The sequence below is a fragment of the Klebsiella sp. GW_Kp182 genome (genome assembly GCF_040062275.1).
GTDB classification, from domain to species: domain Bacteria; phylum Pseudomonadota; class Gammaproteobacteria; order Enterobacterales; family Enterobacteriaceae; genus Klebsiella; species Klebsiella michiganensis.
Map to the genome: position 1 here is coordinate 163,038 of NZ_JBEAFQ010000005.1, position 20,159 is coordinate 183,196.

Sequence of the window (20,159 nt, forward strand, 5' to 3'; positions counted from 1 at the left end):
CGTAAGCAAGGCGCCAGGACACAGACCAAGGATCTAAACCATGAGCCAGCAAGTCATTATTTTCGATACGACCTTACGCGACGGTGAACAAGCGTTACAAGCCAGCCTGAGTGTGAAAGAGAAACTGCAGATTGCTATGGCCCTGGAGCGGATGGGCGTTGACGTCATGGAAGTGGGCTTCCCAGTCTCGTCTCCAGGCGACTTTGAATCCGTGCAAACCATCGCGCGCACGATCAAAAACAGCCGCGTTTGCGCCCTGGCCCGCTGCGTAGAAAAAGATATCGATGTTGCAGCAGAATCATTAAAAGTGGCGGAAGCGTTCCGTATTCATACTTTTATCGCCACCTCGCCGATGCATATCGCCACCAAGCTGCGCAGTAACCTGGATGAGGTTATTGAACGTGCCATCTATATGGTGAAGCGCGCACGCAACTACACTGACGATGTCGAGTTTTCCTGTGAAGACGCTGGCCGTACGCCGATTGCCGATCTGGCTCGCGTCGTTGAAGCCGCGATTAATGCAGGCGCAACAACCATCAATATTCCGGATACCGTCGGCTACACCATGCCGTTCGAATTCGCCAACATCATCACCGGTTTGTACGAACGCGTGCCTAACATCGACAAGGCCATTATCTCCGTCCATACCCATGACGACTTAGGCATCGCGGTCGGCAACGCCCTCGCCGCGGTCCACGCCGGCGCTCGCCAGGTTGAAGGCGCGATGAACGGTATCGGCGAACGCGCCGGCAACTGCTCGCTGGAAGAAGTGATCATGGCGATTAAAGTGCGCAAAGACATTATGAATGTGCACACCCGCATTAATCACCAGGAAATCTGGCGTACCAGCCAGACCGTCAGCCAGATTTGTAATATGCCGATCCCTGCCAACAAAGCTATCGTCGGAACCGGCGCCTTTGCCCACTCTTCCGGTATTCACCAGGACGGCGTGCTGAAGAATCGCGAAAACTACGAAATCATGACGCCGGAATCTATCGGCCTGAACCAGGTGCAGCTGAACCTGACCTCACGCTCCGGCCGCGCGGCGGTGAAACACCGTATGGAAGAGATGGGCTATAAAGACACCGACTACAACATGGACCATCTGTATGACGCGTTCCTCAAGCTGGCGGATAAAAAGGGCCAGGTATTTGACTATGACCTGGAAGCGTTAGCCTTCATTAATAAACAGCAGGAAGAACCGGAGCATTTCCGCCTGGATTACTTCAGCGTGCAGTCCGGCTCCAGCGATATCGCAACCGCCTCCGTGAAGCTGGCCTGCGGGGATGAAACAAAAGCTGAGGCCGCCAACGGTAACGGTCCGGTGGACGCCATTTATCAGGCCATTAACCGCATCACCGGCTATGAGATTGAGCTGGTCAAATATGACCTCAACGCCAAGGGTCAGGGTAAGGATGCGCTGGGCCAGGTGGACATCGTGGCGAATTACAACGGCCGCCGCTTCCACGGCGTGGGTCTGGCGACGGATATCGTGGAATCTTCCGCGAAAGCCATGGTTCACGTCCTGAACAATATCTGGCGCGCCGCTGAAGTCGAAAAAGAATTGCAACGCAAAGCTCAGAATAAAGAGAACAATAAGGAAACCGTGTAATGTCGAAGAATTACCATATTGCTGTTTTACCAGGTGATGGTATTGGCCCGGAAGTCATGAACCAGGCGATGAAAGTACTGGAAGCCGTTCGCCACCGTTTTGATATGCGCATTACCACCAGCCAGCACGACGTCGGCGGTGTCGCCATCGATCGTCAGGGCACTCCCCTGCCGCAGACTACCGTCGAAGGCTGCGAGCAGGCCGACGCGATCCTGTTTGGCTCCGTTGGCGGACCGAAATGGGAGCACCTGCCGCCCGCGGAGCAGCCGGAGCGCGGCGCGCTGCTGCCCCTGCGTAAGCATTTCAAATTATTCAGCAACCTGCGCCCGGCTAAGCTGTACCAGGGCCTGGAAGAGTTTTGCCCGCTGCGCGCCGATATCGCCGCTAACGGCTTCGACATTTTATGCGTCCGCGAACTGACTGGCGGCATTTACTTCGGCCAGCCGAAAGGCCGTGAAGGCAGCGGCCAGCATGAGAAAGCGTTCGATACCGAGGTGTATCATCGCTTTGAGATTGAGCGTATCGCCCATATTGCGTTCGAGTCCGCCCGCAAGCGTCGCCACAAAGTGACCTCGATTGATAAAGCGAACGTGCTGCAGTCTTCTATTTTGTGGCGTGAAATCGTTAGTGAAGTCAGTAAGCAGTATCCTGACGTTGAGCTGTCGCATATGTATATCGACAACGCCACCATGCAGCTGATCAAAGATCCGTCCCAGTTTGACGTCCTGCTGTGCTCCAATCTTTTCGGCGACATCCTGTCTGACGAATGCGCCATGATTACCGGTTCAATGGGCATGCTGCCGTCCGCCAGCCTCAACGAGCAAGGCTTTGGTTTATATGAACCCGCAGGCGGCTCCGCGCCGGATATCGCCGGTAAAAACATCGCTAACCCCATCGCGCAGATCCTCTCCCTGGCGCTGCTGCTGCGCTATAGCCTGGATGCCGATAACGCGGCAACCGCGATTGAAAATGCGATCAACCGCGCATTAGAAGAAGGCGTACGTACCGGCGATTTAGCGCGCGGCGCGGCGGCGGTCAGTACCGATGAAATGGGCGATATCATTGCCCGCTATGTCGCTGAAGGGGTGTAATCATGGCGAAGACGTTATACGAAAAGTTGTTCGATGCTCACGTGGTTTATGAAGCGCAAAACGAAACCCCGCTGCTGTATATTGACCGCCATCTGGTTCACGAAGTGACCTCGCCGCAGGCGTTTGACGGTCTGCGCGCCCACAAGCGCCCGGTACGTCAGCCGGGCAAAACCTTCGCCACGATGGATCACAACGTTTCGACGCAGACGAAAGACATTAACGCGTCCGGCGAAATGGCACGTATCCAGATGCAGGAGTTAATTAAAAACTGCAAAGAGTTCGGCGTGGAACTGTACGATCTGAACCACCCTTTCCAGGGCATCGTCCACGTGATGGGGCCGGAACAGGGCGTCACCCTGCCGGGTATGACCATCGTCTGCGGCGACTCACACACGGCAACCCATGGTGCATTCGGCGCGCTGGCCTTCGGTATCGGCACCTCTGAAGTCGAACACGTCCTGGCTACGCAGACGCTGAAGCAGGGTCGCGCTAAAACCATGAAGATCGAAGTCAAAGGTAAAGCGGCTCCGGGCATCACCGCCAAAGACATCGTTCTGGCGATCATCGGTAAAACCGGCAGCGCCGGCGGTACCGGGCACGTTGTTGAATTTTGCGGCGAAGCCATTCGCGATTTAAGCATGGAAGGCCGCATGACCTTGTGCAATATGGCTATCGAAATGGGCGCGAAAGCAGGCCTGGTCGCGCCTGACCAGACCACATTTGATTACGTGAAAGGCCGCCTGCACGCGCCGAAAGGCAAGGATTTTGACGAAGCCGTCGCCTGGTGGAAAACCCTGACCACCGATGATGGCGCGACGTTTGACAGCGTTGTCACCCTGCAGGCGGAAGAGATTGCCCCGCAGGTCACCTGGGGCACCAACCCAGGCCAGGTCATCTCCGTCACCGATATCATCCCGGACCCGGCATCATTCACCGACCCGGTAGAGCGCGCGAGCGCGGAAAAAGCGCTGGCCTATATGGGCCTGAAATCTGGCGTACCGTTAACCGACGTGGCGATTGATAAAGTCTTTATCGGCTCCTGCACCAACTCGCGTATCGAAGACTTACGCGCGGCGGCCGAAATCGCTAAAGGCCGCAAAGTCGCGCCGGGCGTTCAGGCGCTGGTCGTGCCAGGCTCTGGTCCGGTAAAAGCGCAGGCCGAAGCCGAAGGCCTGGATAAAATCTTTATTGAAGCCGGTTTTGAGTGGCGTTTACCCGGCTGCTCCATGTGCCTGGCGATGAACAACGACCGCCTGAACCCGGGCGAGCGCTGCGCCTCCACCAGCAACCGTAACTTTGAAGGCCGTCAGGGCCGCGGCGGGCGCACTCACCTGGTCAGCCCGGCCATGGCAGCCGCGGCGGCCGTTACCGGTCATTTCGCCGATATCCGTAGCTTGAAATAAGGAAACCATCATGGCAGAGAAATTTACCCAACATACCGGCCTGGTGGTTCCGCTGGACGCCGCGAACGTCGATACCGATGCAATCATTCCAAAGCAGTTCCTGCAGAAAGTCACGCGTACCGGTTTTGGCGCCCATCTGTTTAACGACTGGCGCTTCCTGGACGACAAAGGCGAACAGCCTAACCCGGAATTCGTGCTGAACTTCCCGGAATATAAAGGCGCCTCTATCCTGCTGGCGCGGGAAAACTTCGGCTGCGGCTCTTCGCGCGAGCACGCGCCGTGGGCGCTGACCGATTACGGTTTTAAAGTCGTCATCGCGCCGAGCTTCGCCGATATCTTCTACGGCAACAGCTTTAACAATCAGCTGCTGCCGGTCACCCTGAGCGAAGCGCAGGTCGATGAGCTGTTTAAGCTGGTCCACTCTCAGCCGGGCATTAAGTTTGAAGTCGATCTGGAAGCCGAAGTGGTTAAAGCAGGCGATAAATCTTACAGCTTTAAAATTGACGCTTTCCGCCGCCACTGCATGCTGAACGGTCTGGACAGCATCGGCCTGACTTTGCAGCATGAAGAGGCGATCTCAGCCTATGAGAAAAAACAGCCGGCCTTTATGAATTAAGGCAGCCGCCATGTATATCTCAGCCCGGACCGCGATCCGGGCTTTTTTTTCGCCGGTAAAAATGAGATCTGGCGCACATATATCAATATTCGTCGCTATAACGGGGCGACATTTTCGCCGCGATAAAAATAAATCATTATCAATTGGGCATCTATTCAATCATTCCCCTACTCTTTTTGTGTCATTCCACAAGTACAAGTAAAAAATCGATTGAAATATTTAAGGTAAAAACACTAATGTGTAAATAAATTGTTAATCCCATAGAATCACGCTATAGCTCCGCGCAAAAAAAAGCATTATTTTTCTATTAAACGCCTCGTTATCTTTCCCCACAGAGAAATATTAACTTTGGACAGGCCAGAATCGCCGTAAAAGGCCATCAGGCATCCAGTGGAGAGAGCATATGAGCCACTATCCCCATCTTTTTTCCCCGTTGACCATTAACGGAATGACAATAAAAAACCGCATCATCATGCCGCCAATGGGCACTAACCTGGCGAGCCTGAACGGGGAAGTCACGCAGGAGCAGATTGACTACTATGAGCTACGCGCGCGGGGCGGCACAGGACTCATCACTATCGAGAATATTTGCATCGATTTTCCTTTCGCCTCTAACGGCACTACGCAGCTGCGTATCGATAACGATCAATATATTCCGCGCCTGTTCAAATTAACCGAAACCTTACATAAACACGGCGCCTGCGTCAGTATTCAATTAAACCACGCCGGCGCGTCGGCCTATGCGTATCGCCTGAACGGCGAAATGCCGCTGTCTTCTTCCAGCACGCCGTCCAAAAAGAACGGGAATATTCCCCGCCCGATGACGCACGATGAGATATATCATGCCGTCGATAAATTTGGTGACGCGGCGGAGCGCGTTCGCCGCGCTGGATTCGACTGCGTGGAAATTCACGCCGGCCACTCTTATTTAATTAGCCAGTTTTTATCACCGCTGTTTAATAAGCGCACCGATGAATTTGGCGGCAGCGTAGAGAATCGCGCCAGAATATTAACCCTAATCGTCGATAAGGTACGGGCCTGCGTAGGCCCGCGTTTTCCGGTCAGCCTGCGTATTAGCGCCGATGACTTTCTGAAAGGTGGAAATACGCTCGAAGACTCCTTGCAGATCCTCGAACTGTGTCAGGAAAAAGTGGATATTATCAACGTCTCCGCCGCGCAAAACGACAACCTCAATTTCCAGATTGACCAGATGTCTCTGGAAGATGGCTGGAAGCGCTATCTCTCTCGCGCGGTACGCGACAAATTCCACAAGCCCACGGTGATTGCCGGCAACATCCGTACCCCGAAAGTCGCCGAAGATATTATCGCCAGCGGCGATGCCGACCTGATTGCCATTGGCCGCGGCCTGATCGCCGAGCCGGAGTGGGTGCAAAAAGTTCAAAGCGGCAACGAACGTCTGATGCGGAAATGCATCTCCTGCAACATTGGCTGCGCGGATCACCGCATCGCCCGCTCCCGCCCTCTTCGCTGCTCGATCAACCCGGATATCATCCACGGCGACGCGTATAAGCAGCAGCGCGTGATCCGCGATACCAACGTCGTGGTCATCGGCGCGGGTACGGCGGGAATGGAAGCGGCCTGCACCGCGGCTGAAGTCGGCTGCCATACCTGGCTGCTGGAAGAGAAGCACAGCATCGGCGGACTGGCCAGCGAGATCTCCCTGCTGCCGGAGAAAAAGCGTATCGCTGATTTTCCGCAGTTTATGAAAAACCGTATCGCCTCGCTCGATAACCTGATGCTGCAGGTCGGCAGACGCGCCACCGTGGCGTCCGTTTCCGCTCTTCGCCCGGATTTAATCGTCAACGCCACCGGTTCAGTGCCCCTGCTGCCGCCCATTGAAGGACTGCGCGAGAACATCGATGTCGAAGGCGGGAACGTCTTCTCCATTACCAACATGATTCATCATCTGGACCAGTTTGCCGATGCTACAGGTAAACGCATCGCCGTCGTCGGCGCAGGCGCCGTGGGTCTGGACGTCATCGAGTACTTCTCCGCGCGCGGTGCCAGCGCCGTGCTTATCGAGATGCAGGACGCGCCGGGTCGCGATCTGGACATCATTACCAAAAACGCCATGTTGACCATGCTGGATGAACATCACGTGGAACAGCACATGCGCACGCAGCTGGTTGCCGTCACCCCGAAGCATTTCACCGTTAAAAATGCGGATGGCACCTTCGACATTCCTTTCGATTACGGCTTCGTCTGCCTGGGAATGTGCGCCAACACCGCCGGTCTCACTGAGATTGAACAATGGGCCAGAGCCAATAACGTAAAAATAATGAACATCGGCGACAGCCTGATGGCCCGGCGAATCATTGATGGCGTGCGCGAAGGGCGCAACGTGCTGGACACCCTCGAAGATATGGGGGCTCTCGGCAACCGCGAATCGACAAAAATTCCATTTCTAACATATTGAGGATTTTATCATGGCAGAACGTATTACCGGACATACCGAGCTGATTGGCCTGATTGCGACTCCGATTCGCCACAGCATGTCGCCAACCATGCATAACGAAGCTTTTGCTCATCTGGGGCTGGACTACGTTTACCTGGCCTTCGAAGTCGGTAATGAAGAGCTGAAAGACGTGGTACAGGGCTTTCGCGCGTTAAAACTGCGCGGCTGTAACGTCTCCATGCCGAACAAAACGGAGATTTGCCAGTATCTGGACAAGCTCTCGCCGGCGGCAGAACTGGTTGGCGCGGTGAATACCGTGGTGAACGACAATGGCGTCCTGACCGGCCACATTACCGATGGCACCGGCTATATGCGCGCGCTCAAAGAAGAGGGCATTGATATCATCGGCAAAAAAATGACCGTTCTGGGCGCAGGCGGCGCGGCAACCGCGCTCTGCGTTCAGGCCGCGCTCGATGGCGTCAAAGCGATCTCCATCTTTAACCGCAAAGATAAGTTCTTCGCCAATGCAGAACAGACCGTCGCCAAAATCCGTAATAACACCAACTGCGAGATCCACCTGTTCGATCTGGACGATCATGACAAACTGCGCGCGGAAATCGACAGCAGCGTCATTCTGACCAACGCCACCGGCGTGGGTATGAAACCGTTTGAAGGCCAGATGCTGCTGCCTGATGACAGCTTCCTGCGCCCGGATCTGATCGTTTCTGACGTGGTCTATAACCCGCGCAAAACTTATCTGCTGGAAGTGGCCGAGAAAAAAGGCTGCCGCACCATCAACGGTCTGGGGATGATGCTCTGGCAAGGCGCGCGCGCTTTTGAAATCTGGACGGGCAAAGAAATGCCGGTTGAACACGTCAAAAATATCCTGTTCTAAGGATGGGCGCGATGAAAAATCCATATGTCCCAACGGCGGCTGGGCTCTATCTTAACTACCTGATCCACGGCATGGGGGTTTTGTTAATTACCCTCAATATGGCGAATCTGCAGGAACAGTGGGGAACCGACGCTGCCGGCGTCTCCATCGTCATTTCGTCGCTCGGGATCGGTAAGCTCGCCACGATCGTCACAGGATTCCTGTCCGACCGTTTTGGCCGTAAACCTTTTATCTATCTCGGCATCGCCAGCTATCTGGTGTTTTTCCTCGGTATTTTACTGACGAAAAACATTTATATGGCCTACTTCTTCGGCATTATGGCGGGCCTGGCGAACAGCTTCCTCGACTCCGGGACCTACCCGGCGCTGATGGAAGCCTTCCCTAACTCCGCCAGCCGGGCAAATGTGCTGATCAAAGCCTTTGTCTCTGCCGGGCAGTTCCTGCTGCCGTTCATTATCGGTGCGCTGATTTGGGCGAATATGTGGTACGGATGGTCGTTTATTATCGCCGCTGTATTGATGATTATTAGCGCTATCTACCTGATAAAAATGCCTTTCCCGGACCATCGGGCGAAAAAGGAAACCGCAGAAAAATCGTCGGCCGCCGCCGTTGCCCCGCAGGCGAACGCCGGCAAGCTGGATATGGCCATCTTTACCCTGTACGGCTATATCGGTATGGCGACTTTTTATCTGGTCAGCCAGTGGTTAGCGCAGTACGGCGAGTTCGTTGCCGGCATCCCGCACGAGTCGGCCATTAAACTCCTGAGCGTCTATACTGCCGGTTCCCTGACGTGCGTGTTCGTCACCGCGGCCTTTGTCAAAGAGGTATTTAGCTCGGCCGTCGCCATGATCGTTTACACTTTCCTGTCGATGATGTCACTGCTGATCGTTTGCCTGTTCCCTACGCCGATGATAGTGACCGGCTTCGCCTTTGTCATCGGCTTTGCCGCCGCCGGCGGCGTGCTGCAGATAGGCGCGACCATTATGGCCATGAGCTTCCCGAACGGAAAAGGCAAAGCCACCGGGATCTTTTATACCGCAGGAAGTCTGGCCAGCTTTACGATCCCGCTGATCACGGCAAAACTGTCGAAGATGGGTATCGCCAGCATTATGTGGTTCGATCTTCTGATCGCGATCGTCGGCTTTGTGATCGCCCTGTACATCGGTTATCGTCAGCTTCAGGTTCGCGCCGCTGCAAAAACATCCCGGGTTGCAGCAACCGCCTGATGGTCAATGACAAAAAGAATAATGGATACCAACATGACTCAAGCAGTAACAGTAAAAAACATCACCTTCCAGGAAGGGGAAACCTTAATCTGCGTACCGCTGATCGGCAAAACGCTCGCCGAGCTGCAGACTAACGCGCGCGCGCTGGCTACCGCCGGAGCCGATATTATCGAGTGGCGCGTCGATCACTTCACCCAGGTCAGAGAAACGGAGCAGGTACTACTGGCGCTGGGCGAGATTCGCCAGCTGCTGAAAGAGATCCCGCTGCTGTTCACCTTCCGCAGTAAAAAAGAGGGTGGCGAAACGGAAATCAGCGACGAAGCCTATTTTGAGCTGAATCGCCAGGCGGCCGTTAGCGGTCTGACCGACGTGATTGATATCGAGCTGTTCAACGACGAAGCGCAAATTCGCTCGCTGGTGAGCGATGCCCACGCTGCGGGCGTCAAAGTTATCATGAGCAATCACGATTTCCATAAAACGCCGGCTCAGGAAGATATCATCTACCGCCTGCGCCGCATGCAGGATCTTGGCGCTGACCTGCCGAAGATCGCGGTTATGCCGCAGTCGCCGCAGGATGTCCTGACCCTGCTCTCGGCAACCCTGACGATGAAAGAGAAGTACGCGACTCAGCCGTTAATCACCATGTCGATGGGTAAATCCGGCGGCGTGAGCCGGGTAACCGGCCGTTTGTTCGGTTCAGCAATGACCTTCGGTACCGTCGGCCAGGCTTCTGCGCCAGGGCAAATCGCCATTACCCAACTGCGTGAACTGATGGATATTCTTTCCTGATGAAACTTCGCCCGGGGGTCACCCTCCGGGCGATGTTGCTAGCGGATTTTTTGGCTGTCATTAATAATGACATCTTTAAATGACTGAATCGCCGGAGAAAGTACCCGCTCTTTCATCGTTGCCAGATAGATATAACGTGGAGGAATGGCATTTTTAATCGTCAGGATATGCACGTTGTAATACGAGAGCGCGGAAATTCGCGGCATAATCGCAATACCGTAATCAATACTGACCAGCCCCGCCATCGCCGTATCCTCATCAACGTAGCAGGCAATATCCGGCACCAGCTTTTGCTGCATAAACACGTTATCAATAAAGGGGCGTAACCCGCTATTTTCTGAAAAATAGATATAGGGATAGTGGATAGTCTCCACCAGGTCGACTTCATTTTCATAGAGCCTGGCCAGAGGGTGATCTTTTGCCGTTACCACGACCAGCTCCTGCTGAATAATAGGAATAAAGTCGATATCAGGCTCATCCGCAATATAGGAACAAATCGCCAGATCGCTTTTCCCGGCCTTCAGTTCCTGCAGAAGCGTTAACGACGTTCCCTGAGTAAAAGAAAATGTCACATTGTGACGAGATGGTGAAAGGGAATATTTATTAATTAACTGCGGAATAACATATTCGCCCATGGTGTAAATAAACGCAATGCGAATATTCTCCTTGTTCTCGTCGCTATTTTTTTGCAACGTCATGCGGCCATTCTCTAATGAGGCCAGGGCATCTTCGACGTAGGGCAGAAAGCGCTTACCATTCTGCGTAATTTTGACATTACGCCCTTTCCTGGCAAATAGCGCCACGCCAAGCTCTTTCTCCAGTTCAGATATGGCGTGGCTTAGCGAGGGTTGAGTGATAAAAAGACTGGAGGCGGCTTCAGTGTAGTGCTCGGTTTCTGCCAGCCGCTTAAAATAATAAAGTTGCTTTAGGTTCATTATTTTTGCTCGTATAATATAAGAATAAAACTCATGCCCCTAATATACCATACAGACTATCGATGATGAGCCGAAAAGGAGAAATATCGGGGTCATATCAAATATTGTTATGCCATGTCACAGAAGCCGTAACAAAGCGTGACTTATCATCGATAGTGTCAACGTCAAATAGAATATTTTTGCCTGCATAAATTCATGCAAAAATATTTTAAACTTTAAAGGAAATCACTATGAGGACGATCGATGCTCAGGAACGGCCGATTTTGCCGTCGGCCACGCAAAAGCGAACTAAAACGCGAATTGTAATTTTAATGTTACTATCGATAGGGACGATGATAAATTATCTCGATCGGACTATTTTAGGTGTTGTTGCGCCCAAGTTAACGAGCGAAATAGATATTGACCCGGCCATGATGGGGATCGTTTTTTCCGCTTTCGCCTGGACCTACGCTCTGGCGCAAATTCCCGGCGGGATGTTTCTCGATCGCTTCGGCAATAAGCTGACCTACGCGCTTTCTATTTTTTTCTGGTCAACCTTTACCTTACTGCAAAGCTTTTCTGTCGGCCTAAAATCGCTGCTGCTGCTGCGTTTAGGCTTAGGCATCAGCGAAGCCCCCTGTTTCCCGGTTAATAGCCGTGTCGTCAGTAAATGGTTTCCGCAACATGAACGCGCCCGGGCAACGGCGACTTACACCGTCGGTGAATATATTGGCCTGGCCGCATTCTCTCCGCTCCTTTTTTTAATTCTGGAGCATCATGGCTGGAGAACGCTATTTTTCCTGACCGGTGGATTGGGTATTGCGTTTACTTTTGTATGGTGGAAGTTTTATCACGAGCCACATGAATCAAAAACGGCAAATAAAGAAGAGCTGGAGTATATCGGCGTAGAAAATACGACATCCGTCAATGAAAACATCCCTTTCAACTGGCATGATGCGAAACGTCTGCTGTGCTGCCGGCAAATCATCGGCGCCAGCCTTGGTCAATTTGCCGGTAACACCACGCTGGTTTTCTTCCTGACATGGTTCCCGACTTATCTGGCTAACGAACGCCACCTCCCCTGGCTTCACGTGGGTTTCTTCGCCTCCTGGCCGTTCCTGGCCGCGGCTATCGGTATCTTTTTCGGCGGTTGGGTATCCGATAAAATAATAAAGAAAACCAACTCAGTAAATATTAGCAGAAAGCTGCCAATTATTTCCGGGCTGCTACTGTCGAGCTGCATCATCATTGCTAACTGGGTCGATAGCAACACCGCAGTCATTATTATTATGTCGATTGCATTTTTTGGCCAGGGTATGGTTGGCCTCGGCTGGACGCTTATTTCTGACATTGCCCCGAAGAATATGGGCGGATTGACCGGCGGCATTTTCAACTTCTGTGCTAATATGGCATCAATTATTACCCCATTAATTATTGGGGTTATCATATCCATGACCGGTAATTTTTTCTACGCGCTGATTTATATCGGTTTAACCGCGCTGGTTGGCGTTATCGCGTATGTTTTTATTATCGGCGATATTAAAAGGATCGTGTTGAAATAACCTGTCCAGCCCCTGTCCCGGCATCCTGCCGGGACAGGGGGGGCGATTCAGATATCTTTCACCCTGCTGGTCATAAACAGCGTCACCAGCGAAATTGCGGCAATCGTCCAGTAGACGCTGGCGTGACCATAGCTTTGCGACAGCGCGCCCTGAATCACCCCCGCCAGAATCACCCCGGTGGAAATACTGTTGGTAAACAGCGTCGTCGCGGCGCCCGCCCGTCCGGGCATCAGATCCTGAAACCACAGCATGCCAATCCCGGCAACAATCCCGATAAATACGGCATTAAACAGCTGTAGCACCAGCAGCGCCACGCGGTCGTGGAACAGAATCAGACCGATATAAAACAGCACGCCCGCCGCAACCGCTGTCACCATCATCTTGCGTTTGCCCCAGCGCTTAACGTAGTAGCCCGCCAGGATCATCGCCGGGATCTCCAGCCCGGCAGCAGTGCCCATCAAAATCCCCGCGAGGCTGTCCGGCAGGCCAAGATCGCTGCTGATCCACAGAGGCATATCAATGATATACATGGTATTGCAGGTCCACATCAGCGTGGAGGCGATGAACAGCATCCGCACGTTTTTATCGTGCCATCCTCCGGCCTGCACCAGCACGTCAGCGCCTTCAGAAGGCTGCTCAACGCGGGCGACCGAGGGCAGTTTGACGGCGATCAGCGCCAGGCTTATAACAAAGATACCGGCGGCAATCGAAAACATGGTGGTGAAGCCATAATTCAGCGCCAGCATAAAAGCCAGCGGTGGACCAATAACCCACGCCAGCGAAAGCTGCGCACGCATTATCGAACTGAACATCACCACTTCGCGCGCCGAGCTATCGGCATATTCCCGCGCCAGGGCAAAAAGCTGCGGCATCGCGGCATTCGCCACCGAGGCCAGCATAACCCCGCAGGTAATCAGCGTCAGATAGTGGCGATTAAAAGCGAACAGCAGCGCGTTTCCCACCGCCATCAGGCAGCAAAACATAATCAGCCGCCGGCGATCGCCCCGGCTGTCGGAGCGTTTAGCCAGCGCCAGGCTGACCAGAATGCCGGCAATGGCGTTAACCGTATAGAACAGTCCTACCCAGAACGGCTGCGCGCCCACTTCGCGGCTGAGGAATAAGCTGAGCGTCGGCGCCTGCAGCGCGCCGGCGATCCCCATCATGAAAGCGACAAGCATAAAAGCGGCGTAAACGCCGTTTAGACGACGCCCCATCGTCATTAACCACAGCATGAAATATCCTTAAGCACGCGAAGAAAACGAAAAAAGCCAGCAGAAGTATTCTGCTGGCGGGTGATTCTATACTCTATGGATTTCGAGTTGCGGGCAGGCGGCCAGAACGTAAGTCCCTGGAAACATAGATAACTATGTGGCCTGGGCGAGCGGGCGCAGCCAACGCACCTGCAGCTTGAAAGACGACGAGTATAACACCAATACTCAGTCACACATGATGTCTGCAAGTCAATGATCCGAGGTCTGCGACGTAACTCCCCACTGCATCAGTTCGCCGAGCATTTTCTGCTGTCTTCCTGCCATCAGGCGGGCCAGCCAGGACGCATCCTGCGTCGCAGAAAAGTAGCGTTGGTAGAACTGTTTCATGGTTGACCCCATCATATTCACCTCCTCGCTTCATCGACGTTGATTATTGACTTAATATAGGAAGTAATAAATTGCTGAGTTTTTATCAGGAGTTCCCCTTTTATGTCTTCCGGTCGTTTACAACAGCAGTTCATCCGCCTGTGGCAGTGCTGCGATGGCAAGTCGCAGGAGACCACGCTGAATGCGCTGGCAGAGATGCTAAGCTGCTCGCGCCGCCATATGCGTACCCTGCTCAACATGATGGAAGCGCGCGGCTGGCTGACCTGGGAGGCGGAGGCCGGGCGCGGCAAGCGCTCCCGCCTCTCTTTTCTCTATACCGGTCTCGCCCTGCAGCAGCAGAGGGCGGAAGATCTGCTGGATCAGGACAGAATCGATCAGCTGGTGCAGCTGGTTGGCGATAAAGCCGCCGTCCGGCAAATGCTGGTTTCCCATTTAGGCCGCAGCTTTCGTCAGGGCCGGCATATCCTGCGCGTGCTCTACTATCGGCCGATGAAAAATCTGCTGCCCGGCAGCGCGCTGCGCCGCTCGGAAACGCATATTGCCCGGCAGATTTTTAGCGCCCTGACGCGGGTAAATGAGGAAAATGGGGAACTGGAGGCCGATATTGCTCACCATTGGCAGCAGATCGCCCCCACCCACTGGCGCTTTTTTCTGCGTCCGGGGATTCATTTTCATCATGGACGAGAGCTGGAGATGGAAGATGTCATTACCTCTCTGCAGCGCAGCAACGCCCTGCCGCTGTTCTCTCATATCGAGCGCATCGACTCTCCCACCGCATGGACACTCGACATTCATCTCCGCCAGCCCGACCGCTGGCTGCCGTGGTTGTTAAGCCAGGTCCCGGCCATGATCCTCCCGCATGAGTGGCGAACGATGGAGAATTTCTCCAGTATCCCCGTGGGGACCGGGCCCTACTCGGTTGTGCGTAATAACCAGAATCAGCTGAAAATTCACGCCTTCGATGACTATTTCGGCTACCGGGCGCTGATCGATGAAGTGAACGTCTGGGTCCTGCCGGAAATCAGCGAAGAACCCAACGGCGGGTTGACGTTACAGGGCACCACGCAAAGCGAAAAAGCGGTGGAAAGCCGCCTGGAAGAGGGGTGTTATTACCTGCTGTTCGACGCCCGCAGCCCGTTGGGCGGTAACAGCGCGGTACGCCAGTGGTTAAGCTATGTGTTCCAGCCCGCTAACCTGCTCTATCACGCGGGCGAGCACTATCAGGGCAACTGGTTCCCGGCGTATGGCCTGCTGCCCCGCTGGCATCATGCGCGCAGCCACGCCTGCGAGAAACCTGCCGGCCTTGAGACAGTCAGGCTGACCTACTACCAGGATCACGTCGAGCATCGCGTGATGGGCGGGATCATGGCAACGCTGCTGGCCGAGCATCAGGTTAAGCTGGAGATCCAGGAGCTGGAGTATCAGGAGTGGCACCGCGGGGAGGTGGTCAGCGACGTTTGGCTCAACAGCGCCAACTTTACGCTGCCGATCGATTTCTCCCTGTTTGCCTGGCTGTATGAAGTTCCGCTGATTCGCAACTGTATCCCCATCGACTGGGAACAGGACGCCGCTCGCTGGCGCGCGGGCGAGCTGAACCCGGCCACCTGGAGTCAGCAGCTGTTGGCCAATCAAACCGTGGTGCCGCTCATCCACCACTGGCTGATGATCCAGGGGCAGCGCAGCATGCGCGGCGTACGCATGAACACGCTCGGCTGGTTTGACTTTAAGTCCGCGTGGTTCGCGCCGCCGGAGCCGTAATGCTTTCCGTTGGCAAACAAAATCATTACACTAACTGCCGTTCTCAACGGGGTGCTAATAAACATACGCAATCTCATTCAAGTTGCCTCAACGCGCGGTTAGCGCAGAAGCAACCCGAAGATAAAGCGTATGGGCTGAGAAAATACCCGTCGAACCTGATCCGGATAACGCCGGCGAAGGGATTTGAGGCCCTCTCAAAATCCTTTGCCACCCCTTTTTCTGAGGTGCAAAGTGTTGAAAAAATTACTCCCCCTGCTGGCGCTGGTCGCCGCGCCCGTTTTTGCCAAACCGCTGCTCACCGTTTATACCTACGACTCGTTCTCCGCCGACTGGGGCCCGGGCCCGGCGGTTAAAAAAGCCTTTGAAGCCGACTGCGGCTGCGAGCTGAAGTTCGTGGCGCTGGAAGACGGCGTCTCGCTGCTCAACCGCCTGCGAATGGAAGGCAAAAACAGCAAAGCCGACGTGGTGCTGGGGCTGGATAACAACCTGCTGGAAGCCGCTTCGCAAAGCAAGCTGTTCGCCAAAAGCGGCGTCCCGGCCAGCGCGGTCAGCGTGCCCGGCGGCTGGGACAACGACACCTTCGTGCCGTTCGATTACGGCTACTTCGCCTTTGTTTACGATAAAAACAAGCTGAAAAATCCGCCGAAAAGCCTGAAAGAGCTGGTTGAGGGCGAGCAAAAATGGCGGGTGATTTATGAAGATCCGCGCACCAGTACGCCGGGCCTGGGCCTGCTGCTGTGGATGCAAAAAGTCTACGGCGATAAAGCGCCGGAAGCCTGGCAGAAGCTGGCGGCGAAAACCGTTACCGTTACCAAGGGCTGGAGCGAAGCCTACGGCCTGTTCCTGAAAGGCGAAAGCGATCTGGTGCTGAGCTACACTACCTCCCCGGCTTACCACATTATCGAAGAGAAAAAAGATAACTACGCCGCGGCAAACTTCGCTGAAGGCCACTACCTGCAGGTTGAGGTGGCCGCCCGCACCGCGGCCAGCAAACAGCCGGAGCTGGCGGAAAAGTTCCTTAAATTTATGGTATCGCCGGGCTTCCAGAACGCGATCCCCACCGGCAACTGGATGTATCCGGTGACGACGGTTGCGCTTCCGGCAGGCTTTGACGCGCTGATGAAACCGCAAACGACCCTCGAATTTACACCGCAACAGGTGGCCGCCGAACGTCAGAACTGGATTAGCGCATGGCAACGCGCCGTCAGCCTCTAGCTTTCGGCTGGCTTCTGCCGGGACTCACGGCGGCCATCGTTCTGGTCGTCGTGGCGCTGGCCGCCTTTCTGGCGCTATGGTTCAGTGCCCCGGAGACCTCCTGGAACGCGCTTATCCGCGACAGCTATCTCTGGCACGTGGTGCGTTTCTCCTTCTGGCAGGCCTTCCTTTCCGCGCTTTTTTCGGTGCTACCGGCGATATTCCTCGCCCGCGCCCTGTACCGGCGGCGCTTCCCCGGGCGCACGCTGCTGCTGCGCCTTTGCGCGATGACCTTAATTCTGCCGGTACTGGTGGCGGTCTTCGGCATTCTTAGCGTCTACGGTCGTCAGGGCTGGCTGGCCCAGCTATGCCACGTTTTTGGCTGGCAGTGGGAATTCTCGCCCTACGGGCTACAGGGGATCCTGCTGGCGCACGTATTCTTTAATATGCCGATGGCCACGCGCCTGCTGCTGCAGACGCTGGAAAATATCCCCGGCGAACAGCGGCAAATCGCCGCCCAGCTCGGCATGCGCGGCTACGTCTTCTTCCGGCTGGTCGAGTGGCCGTGGCTGCGCCGGCAAATTCCACCGGTCGCGGCGCTGATCTTTATGCTCTGTTTCGCCAGCTTTGCGACCGTGCTGTCGCTGGGCGGCGGCCCACGGGCGACCACCATCGAACTGGCGATTTACCAGGCCCTTAATTTCGACTACGACCCGGCGCGCGCGGCGATGCTGGCGCTTATCCAGATGGTCTGCTGCCTCGGGCTGGTGCTGCTTAGCCAGCGTCTGAGTAAAGCCCTCGCCATCGGGGCCAGCCATATTCGCGGCTGGCGCGATCCCGACGACCGGCTGTACAGCCGGCTGTGCGACGCGGCGCTGATTGGCGCGGCGCTTTTACTACTGCTGCCGCCGCTGCTGGCGGTGATAGGCGACGGGCTGAACAGCAATCTGCTGAGCGTGCTGCATCAGCCGGCGCTGTGGCAGGCGCTGTGGACGTCGCTGCGTATCGCGCTTGCCGCCGGGCTCTTAAGCGTCATCCTTACCATGATGCTGCTCTGGAGCAGCCGCGAGCTTCGCGCCCGCCGTCACCCTCTGGCCAGTCAGGCGCTTGAGCTGAGCGGGATGCTGATCCTCGCCATGCCGGGCATCGTGCTGGCCACTGGTTTCTTCCTGTTGCTCAATAACAGCGTGGGCCTGCCCGAGTCCGCCGACGGTATCGTGATTTTCACCAATGCGCTGATGGCAATCCCCTATGCGCTCAAGGTACTGGAAAATCCGATGCGCGATATCGCCGCCCGCTACGGCACCCTCTGCCAGTCGCTGGGGATGCACGGCTTCACCCGCCTTCGGGTGGTCGAGCTTCGCGCTTTAAAGCGGCCGCTGGCCCAGGCGCTGGCCTTCGCCTGCGTGCTGTCGATTGGCGATTTCGGCGTCGTGGCGCTGTTCGGCAACGAAGATTTCCGTACGCTGCCGTTTTATCTGTATCAGCAAATTGGTTCTTACCGTAGCCAGGACGGCGCCGTGACCGCCCTTCTGCTTCTGCTGCTGTGCTTTTTACTCTTTAGCGTGATTGAAAAACTTCCGGGACGCGATGCTAAAACTGAATGATGTGACCTGGCTTTACCAGCATCTGCCGATGCGTTTTACGCTTTCCGTCGAACGCGGTGAGCGCATCGCGGTTCTTGGCCCGAGCGGGGCCGGAAAAAGCACGCTGCTGAACCTGATTGCCGGTTTTTTAACGCCCGCCAGCGGCAGTATCGCGCTCGACGGCCAGCCCCATACCCACACGCCGCCCGCGCGTCGTCCGGTATCGATGCTGTTTCAGGAAAATAATCTGTTCAACCATCTCACCATCCGCCAGAACATTGCGCTGGGAATGCATCCGGGGCTCAAGCTGAACGCGGATCAATCCGCCCATCTGCAGGCGATTGCCGGACAGATGGGGATTGACGCGATGTTAGAGCGGCTGCCGGGCGAGCTTTCCGGCGGCCAGCGCCAGCGTGCGGCGCTGGCGCGCTGTCTGGTGCGCCAGCAGCCGGTACTGCTGCTGGATGAGCCCTTCTCGGCGCTCGATCCCGCGCTGAGGCTGGAGATGCTGACGCTGGTTGCCGATGTCTGCCAGCAGCGGCAGCTGACGCTGCTGATGGTCTCGCACAGCGTGGAAGATGCGGCGCGCATCGCGCCGCGGTCGGTGGTCGTGGCTGAGGGACGCATTGCCTGGGATGGCGCGACCGCCGCGCTGCTCAGCGGCAACAGCAGCGCCTCGGCGCTGCTGGGAATTAGCGCAAAATAACCTTATGCAGGATGTCGAGATAGACCGGCATCAGCGGATGACGGAAGGCAAACACCAGCGCCGCGCCGGCGGCGCACACCATGAGCGGAGCGAGCCACAGCAGGCGCGAACGCGGCAGAAAACGGGTGAGACGATCGCCAGCGCTTTTGGCGCTGCGCCACAGCCGCCAGCATAGCCACGCCGCCAGCCACGCCAGCAGTGCCGCCTCCAGCAGCAGCCACTTAAAGCTGGCGCTATTCTCATCGGCCGGGATATCAATGGCCGCCCCGGCAAGGATTCCCGGTAAGAAGTAGAGCGGCGGCCACAGCAGGCAGCCGATGATATTCGGCGGGATGAACTTCGCGACCGGCAGATCGAGCATTCCGGCGACCATCGGCACCAGCGGACGCGTGGGCCCGACAAAGCGGCCAATCAGAATCGTAAACATGCTGTGCTGATGCAGCGCATGTTCGGTTTTATCCAGCAGCGCTTTGTTTTTCTTCAAAAAAGACCAGCGATGCAGCGGCTTTTTAAACCGCCAGCCAAGCCAGAATGAAATCCAGTCGCCGAGCAAACAGCCGATAATCCCCGCCAGCCACGCCTGCCAGAAGTTAACCTCGCCGCTGCCGATCAGCGCCCCCAATCCGGCCATCATCACCGTTCCCGGTAAGATAAGCCCCACCAGCGCCAGCGACTCGAGGAAGGCGACCAGCAGAACGGCTATCAGAGAATAGACCGTGGATTGAGTAATAAAGTGTTCCAGCAATGCTTGCATAATGTACCCGGTTTAAAAACGAAGCACGGATTCTCCGGA

The 20,159-nt window shown here is 55.6% G+C and carries 17 protein-coding genes and 1 riboswitch; of the genes, 13 read left to right on the top strand and 4 right to left on the bottom strand.

Annotated elements, in window-relative coordinates; genetic code table 11:
- Nucleotides 1–40 precede the first annotated feature (40 nt).
- The 8 genes from leuA to aroD all read left to right on the top strand — a co-directional run bounded on the left by leuA (nt 41) and on the right by aroD (nt 10,048).
- Nucleotides 41–1,612, top strand: coding sequence for a 2-isopropylmalate synthase (leuA, locus tag ABLU88_RS07395; RefSeq protein WP_004098567.1), 1,572 nt, complete (start codon nt 41–43; stop codon nt 1,610–1,612).
- Complete coding sequence (gene leuB / locus ABLU88_RS07400) at nt 1,612–2,703, top strand: 3-isopropylmalate dehydrogenase (protein ID WP_004098566.1); 1,092 nt, start codon at nt 1,612–1,614, stop codon at nt 2,701–2,703. The genes leuA and leuB overlap by 1 nt, the downstream gene beginning before the upstream one ends.
- 2 nt (nt 2,704–2,705) lie before the next feature.
- Complete coding sequence (leuC, locus tag ABLU88_RS07405; RefSeq protein ID WP_004098563.1) at nt 2,706–4,106, top strand: 3-isopropylmalate dehydratase large subunit; 1,401 nt, start codon at nt 2,706–2,708, stop codon at nt 4,104–4,106.
- 10 nt (nt 4,107–4,116) lie between these two features.
- Complete coding sequence (leuD, locus tag ABLU88_RS07410) at nt 4,117–4,722, top strand: 3-isopropylmalate dehydratase small subunit (RefSeq protein WP_014227913.1); 606 nt, start codon at nt 4,117–4,119, stop codon at nt 4,720–4,722.
- 403 nt (nt 4,723–5,125) lie between these two features.
- Nucleotides 5,126–7,159: an FAD-dependent oxidoreductase gene (locus ABLU88_RS07415; protein WP_122117119.1), complete on the top strand. Its 2,034-nt coding sequence runs from the start codon at nt 5,126–5,128 to the stop codon at nt 7,157–7,159.
- A gap of 10 nt (nt 7,160–7,169) precedes the next feature.
- Nucleotides 7,170–8,033: a shikimate dehydrogenase gene (locus ABLU88_RS07420; protein ID WP_004108154.1), complete on the top strand. Its 864-nt coding sequence runs from the start codon at nt 7,170–7,172 to the stop codon at nt 8,031–8,033.
- A gap of 11 nt (nt 8,034–8,044) precedes the next feature.
- Nucleotides 8,045–9,259 (top strand): MFS transporter, encoded by a 1,215-nt coding sequence (locus ABLU88_RS07425; protein WP_348836262.1) that lies wholly within the window; start codon nt 8,045–8,047, stop codon nt 9,257–9,259.
- A gap of 33 nt (nt 9,260–9,292) precedes the next feature.
- On the top strand, nt 9,293–10,048 hold the full coding sequence (gene aroD / locus ABLU88_RS07430) for a type I 3-dehydroquinate dehydratase (RefSeq protein WP_348836263.1): 756 nt from the start codon (nt 9,293–9,295) through the stop codon (nt 10,046–10,048).
- A 38-nt stretch (nt 10,049–10,086) separates the two neighbouring features.
- Here the strand turns inward: aroD and ABLU88_RS07435 are convergent, their stop codons facing one another.
- On the bottom strand, nt 10,087–10,983 hold the full coding sequence (locus tag ABLU88_RS07435; RefSeq protein WP_148849403.1) for a LysR family transcriptional regulator: 897 nt from the start codon (nt 10,981–10,983) through the stop codon (nt 10,087–10,089).
- Nucleotides 10,984–11,213: 230 nt separating this feature from the next.
- On the opposite strand from ABLU88_RS07435, the gene ABLU88_RS07440 reads away from it, so the two are divergent.
- Complete coding sequence (locus tag ABLU88_RS07440; RefSeq protein ID WP_025106482.1) at nt 11,214–12,524, top strand: MFS transporter; 1,311 nt, start codon at nt 11,214–11,216, stop codon at nt 12,522–12,524.
- 47 nt (nt 12,525–12,571) lie between these two features.
- Here ABLU88_RS07440 and ABLU88_RS07445 read toward each other — a convergent pair whose 3' ends face one another.
- On the bottom strand, nt 12,572–13,756 hold the full coding sequence (locus ABLU88_RS07445) for a sugar efflux transporter (RefSeq protein ID WP_009654594.1): 1,185 nt from the start codon (nt 13,754–13,756) through the stop codon (nt 12,572–12,574).
- A 228-nt stretch (nt 13,757–13,984) separates the two neighbouring features.
- Complete coding sequence (sgrT, locus tag ABLU88_RS07450; protein WP_004098552.1) at nt 13,985–14,137, bottom strand: glucose uptake inhibitor SgrT; 153 nt, start codon at nt 14,135–14,137, stop codon at nt 13,985–13,987.
- Between the two features lie 87 nt (nt 14,138–14,224).
- Here sgrT and sgrR point away from each other — a divergent pair, with 87 nt between their 5' ends.
- The 4 genes from sgrR to thiQ all read left to right on the top strand — a co-directional run bounded on the left by sgrR (nt 14,225) and on the right by thiQ (nt 19,366).
- Nucleotides 14,225–15,880 (top strand): HTH-type transcriptional regulator SgrR, encoded by a 1,656-nt coding sequence (sgrR, locus tag ABLU88_RS07455; protein WP_014227906.1) that lies wholly within the window; start codon nt 14,225–14,227, stop codon nt 15,878–15,880.
- A 37-nt stretch (nt 15,881–15,917) separates the two neighbouring features.
- Nucleotides 15,918–16,080, top strand: a riboswitch (TPP riboswitch).
- Nucleotides 16,081–16,111: 31 nt separating this feature from the next.
- Nucleotides 16,112–17,095, top strand: coding sequence for a thiamine ABC transporter substrate binding subunit (thiB, locus tag ABLU88_RS07460; protein ID WP_348836264.1), 984 nt, complete (start codon nt 16,112–16,114; stop codon nt 17,093–17,095).
- Nucleotides 17,071–18,681, top strand: a complete 1,611-nt coding sequence (gene thiP, locus ABLU88_RS07465) for a thiamine/thiamine pyrophosphate ABC transporter permease ThiP (RefSeq protein ID WP_348836265.1) — start codon at nt 17,071–17,073, stop codon at nt 18,679–18,681. Before thiB ends, thiP begins: the two co-directional genes overlap by 25 nt.
- Entirely contained in the window at nt 18,665–19,366 is a 702-nt protein-coding gene (thiQ, locus tag ABLU88_RS07470) for a thiamine ABC transporter ATP-binding protein ThiQ (protein WP_014227903.1), read from the top strand. The genes thiP and thiQ overlap by 17 nt, the downstream gene beginning before the upstream one ends.
- Here the strand turns inward: thiQ and ABLU88_RS07475 are convergent.
- On the bottom strand, nt 19,353–20,120 hold the full coding sequence (locus ABLU88_RS07475) for a DedA family protein (protein WP_348836266.1): 768 nt from the start codon (nt 20,118–20,120) through the stop codon (nt 19,353–19,355). The genes thiQ and ABLU88_RS07475 overlap by 14 nt on opposite strands.
- Between the last annotated feature and the right edge of the window lie 39 nt (nt 20,121–20,159).

Excerpts from the sequence above, each read along its gene's own strand:
- leuA (WP_004098567.1), top strand. The coding sequence starts at position 41 with ATGAGCCAGCAAGTCATTATTTTCGATACGACCTTACGCGACGGTGAA.
- leuB (WP_004098566.1), top strand. The coding sequence starts at position 1,612 with ATGTCGAAGAATTACCATATTGCTGTTTTACCAGGTGATGGTATTGGC.
- leuC (WP_004098563.1), top strand. The coding sequence starts at position 2,706 with ATGGCGAAGACGTTATACGAAAAGTTGTTCGATGCTCACGTGGTTTAT.
- leuD (WP_014227913.1), top strand. The coding sequence starts at position 4,117 with ATGGCAGAGAAATTTACCCAACATACCGGCCTGGTGGTTCCGCTGGAC.
- ABLU88_RS07415 (WP_122117119.1), top strand. The coding sequence starts at position 5,126 with ATGAGCCACTATCCCCATCTTTTTTCCCCGTTGACCATTAACGGAATG.
- ABLU88_RS07420 (WP_004108154.1), top strand. The coding sequence starts at position 7,170 with ATGGCAGAACGTATTACCGGACATACCGAGCTGATTGGCCTGATTGCG.
- ABLU88_RS07425 (WP_348836262.1), top strand. The coding sequence starts at position 8,045 with ATGAAAAATCCATATGTCCCAACGGCGGCTGGGCTCTATCTTAACTAC.
- aroD (WP_348836263.1), top strand. The coding sequence starts at position 9,293 with ATGACTCAAGCAGTAACAGTAAAAAACATCACCTTCCAGGAAGGGGAA.
- ABLU88_RS07435 (WP_148849403.1), bottom strand. The coding sequence starts at position 10,983 with ATGAACCTAAAGCAACTTTATTATTTTAAGCGGCTGGCAGAAACCGAG.
- ABLU88_RS07440 (WP_025106482.1), top strand. The coding sequence starts at position 11,214 with ATGAGGACGATCGATGCTCAGGAACGGCCGATTTTGCCGTCGGCCACG.
- ABLU88_RS07445 (WP_009654594.1), bottom strand. The coding sequence starts at position 13,756 with ATGCTGTGGTTAATGACGATGGGGCGTCGTCTAAACGGCGTTTACGCC.
- sgrT (WP_004098552.1), bottom strand. The coding sequence starts at position 14,137 with ATGATGGGGTCAACCATGAAACAGTTCTACCAACGCTACTTTTCTGCG.
- sgrR (WP_014227906.1), top strand. The coding sequence starts at position 14,225 with ATGTCTTCCGGTCGTTTACAACAGCAGTTCATCCGCCTGTGGCAGTGC.
- thiP (WP_348836265.1), top strand. The coding sequence starts at position 17,071 with ATGGCAACGCGCCGTCAGCCTCTAGCTTTCGGCTGGCTTCTGCCGGGA.
- thiQ (WP_014227903.1), top strand. The coding sequence starts at position 18,665 with ATGCTAAAACTGAATGATGTGACCTGGCTTTACCAGCATCTGCCGATG.
- ABLU88_RS07475 (WP_348836266.1), bottom strand. The coding sequence starts at position 20,120 with ATGCAAGCATTGCTGGAACACTTTATTACTCAATCCACGGTCTATTCT.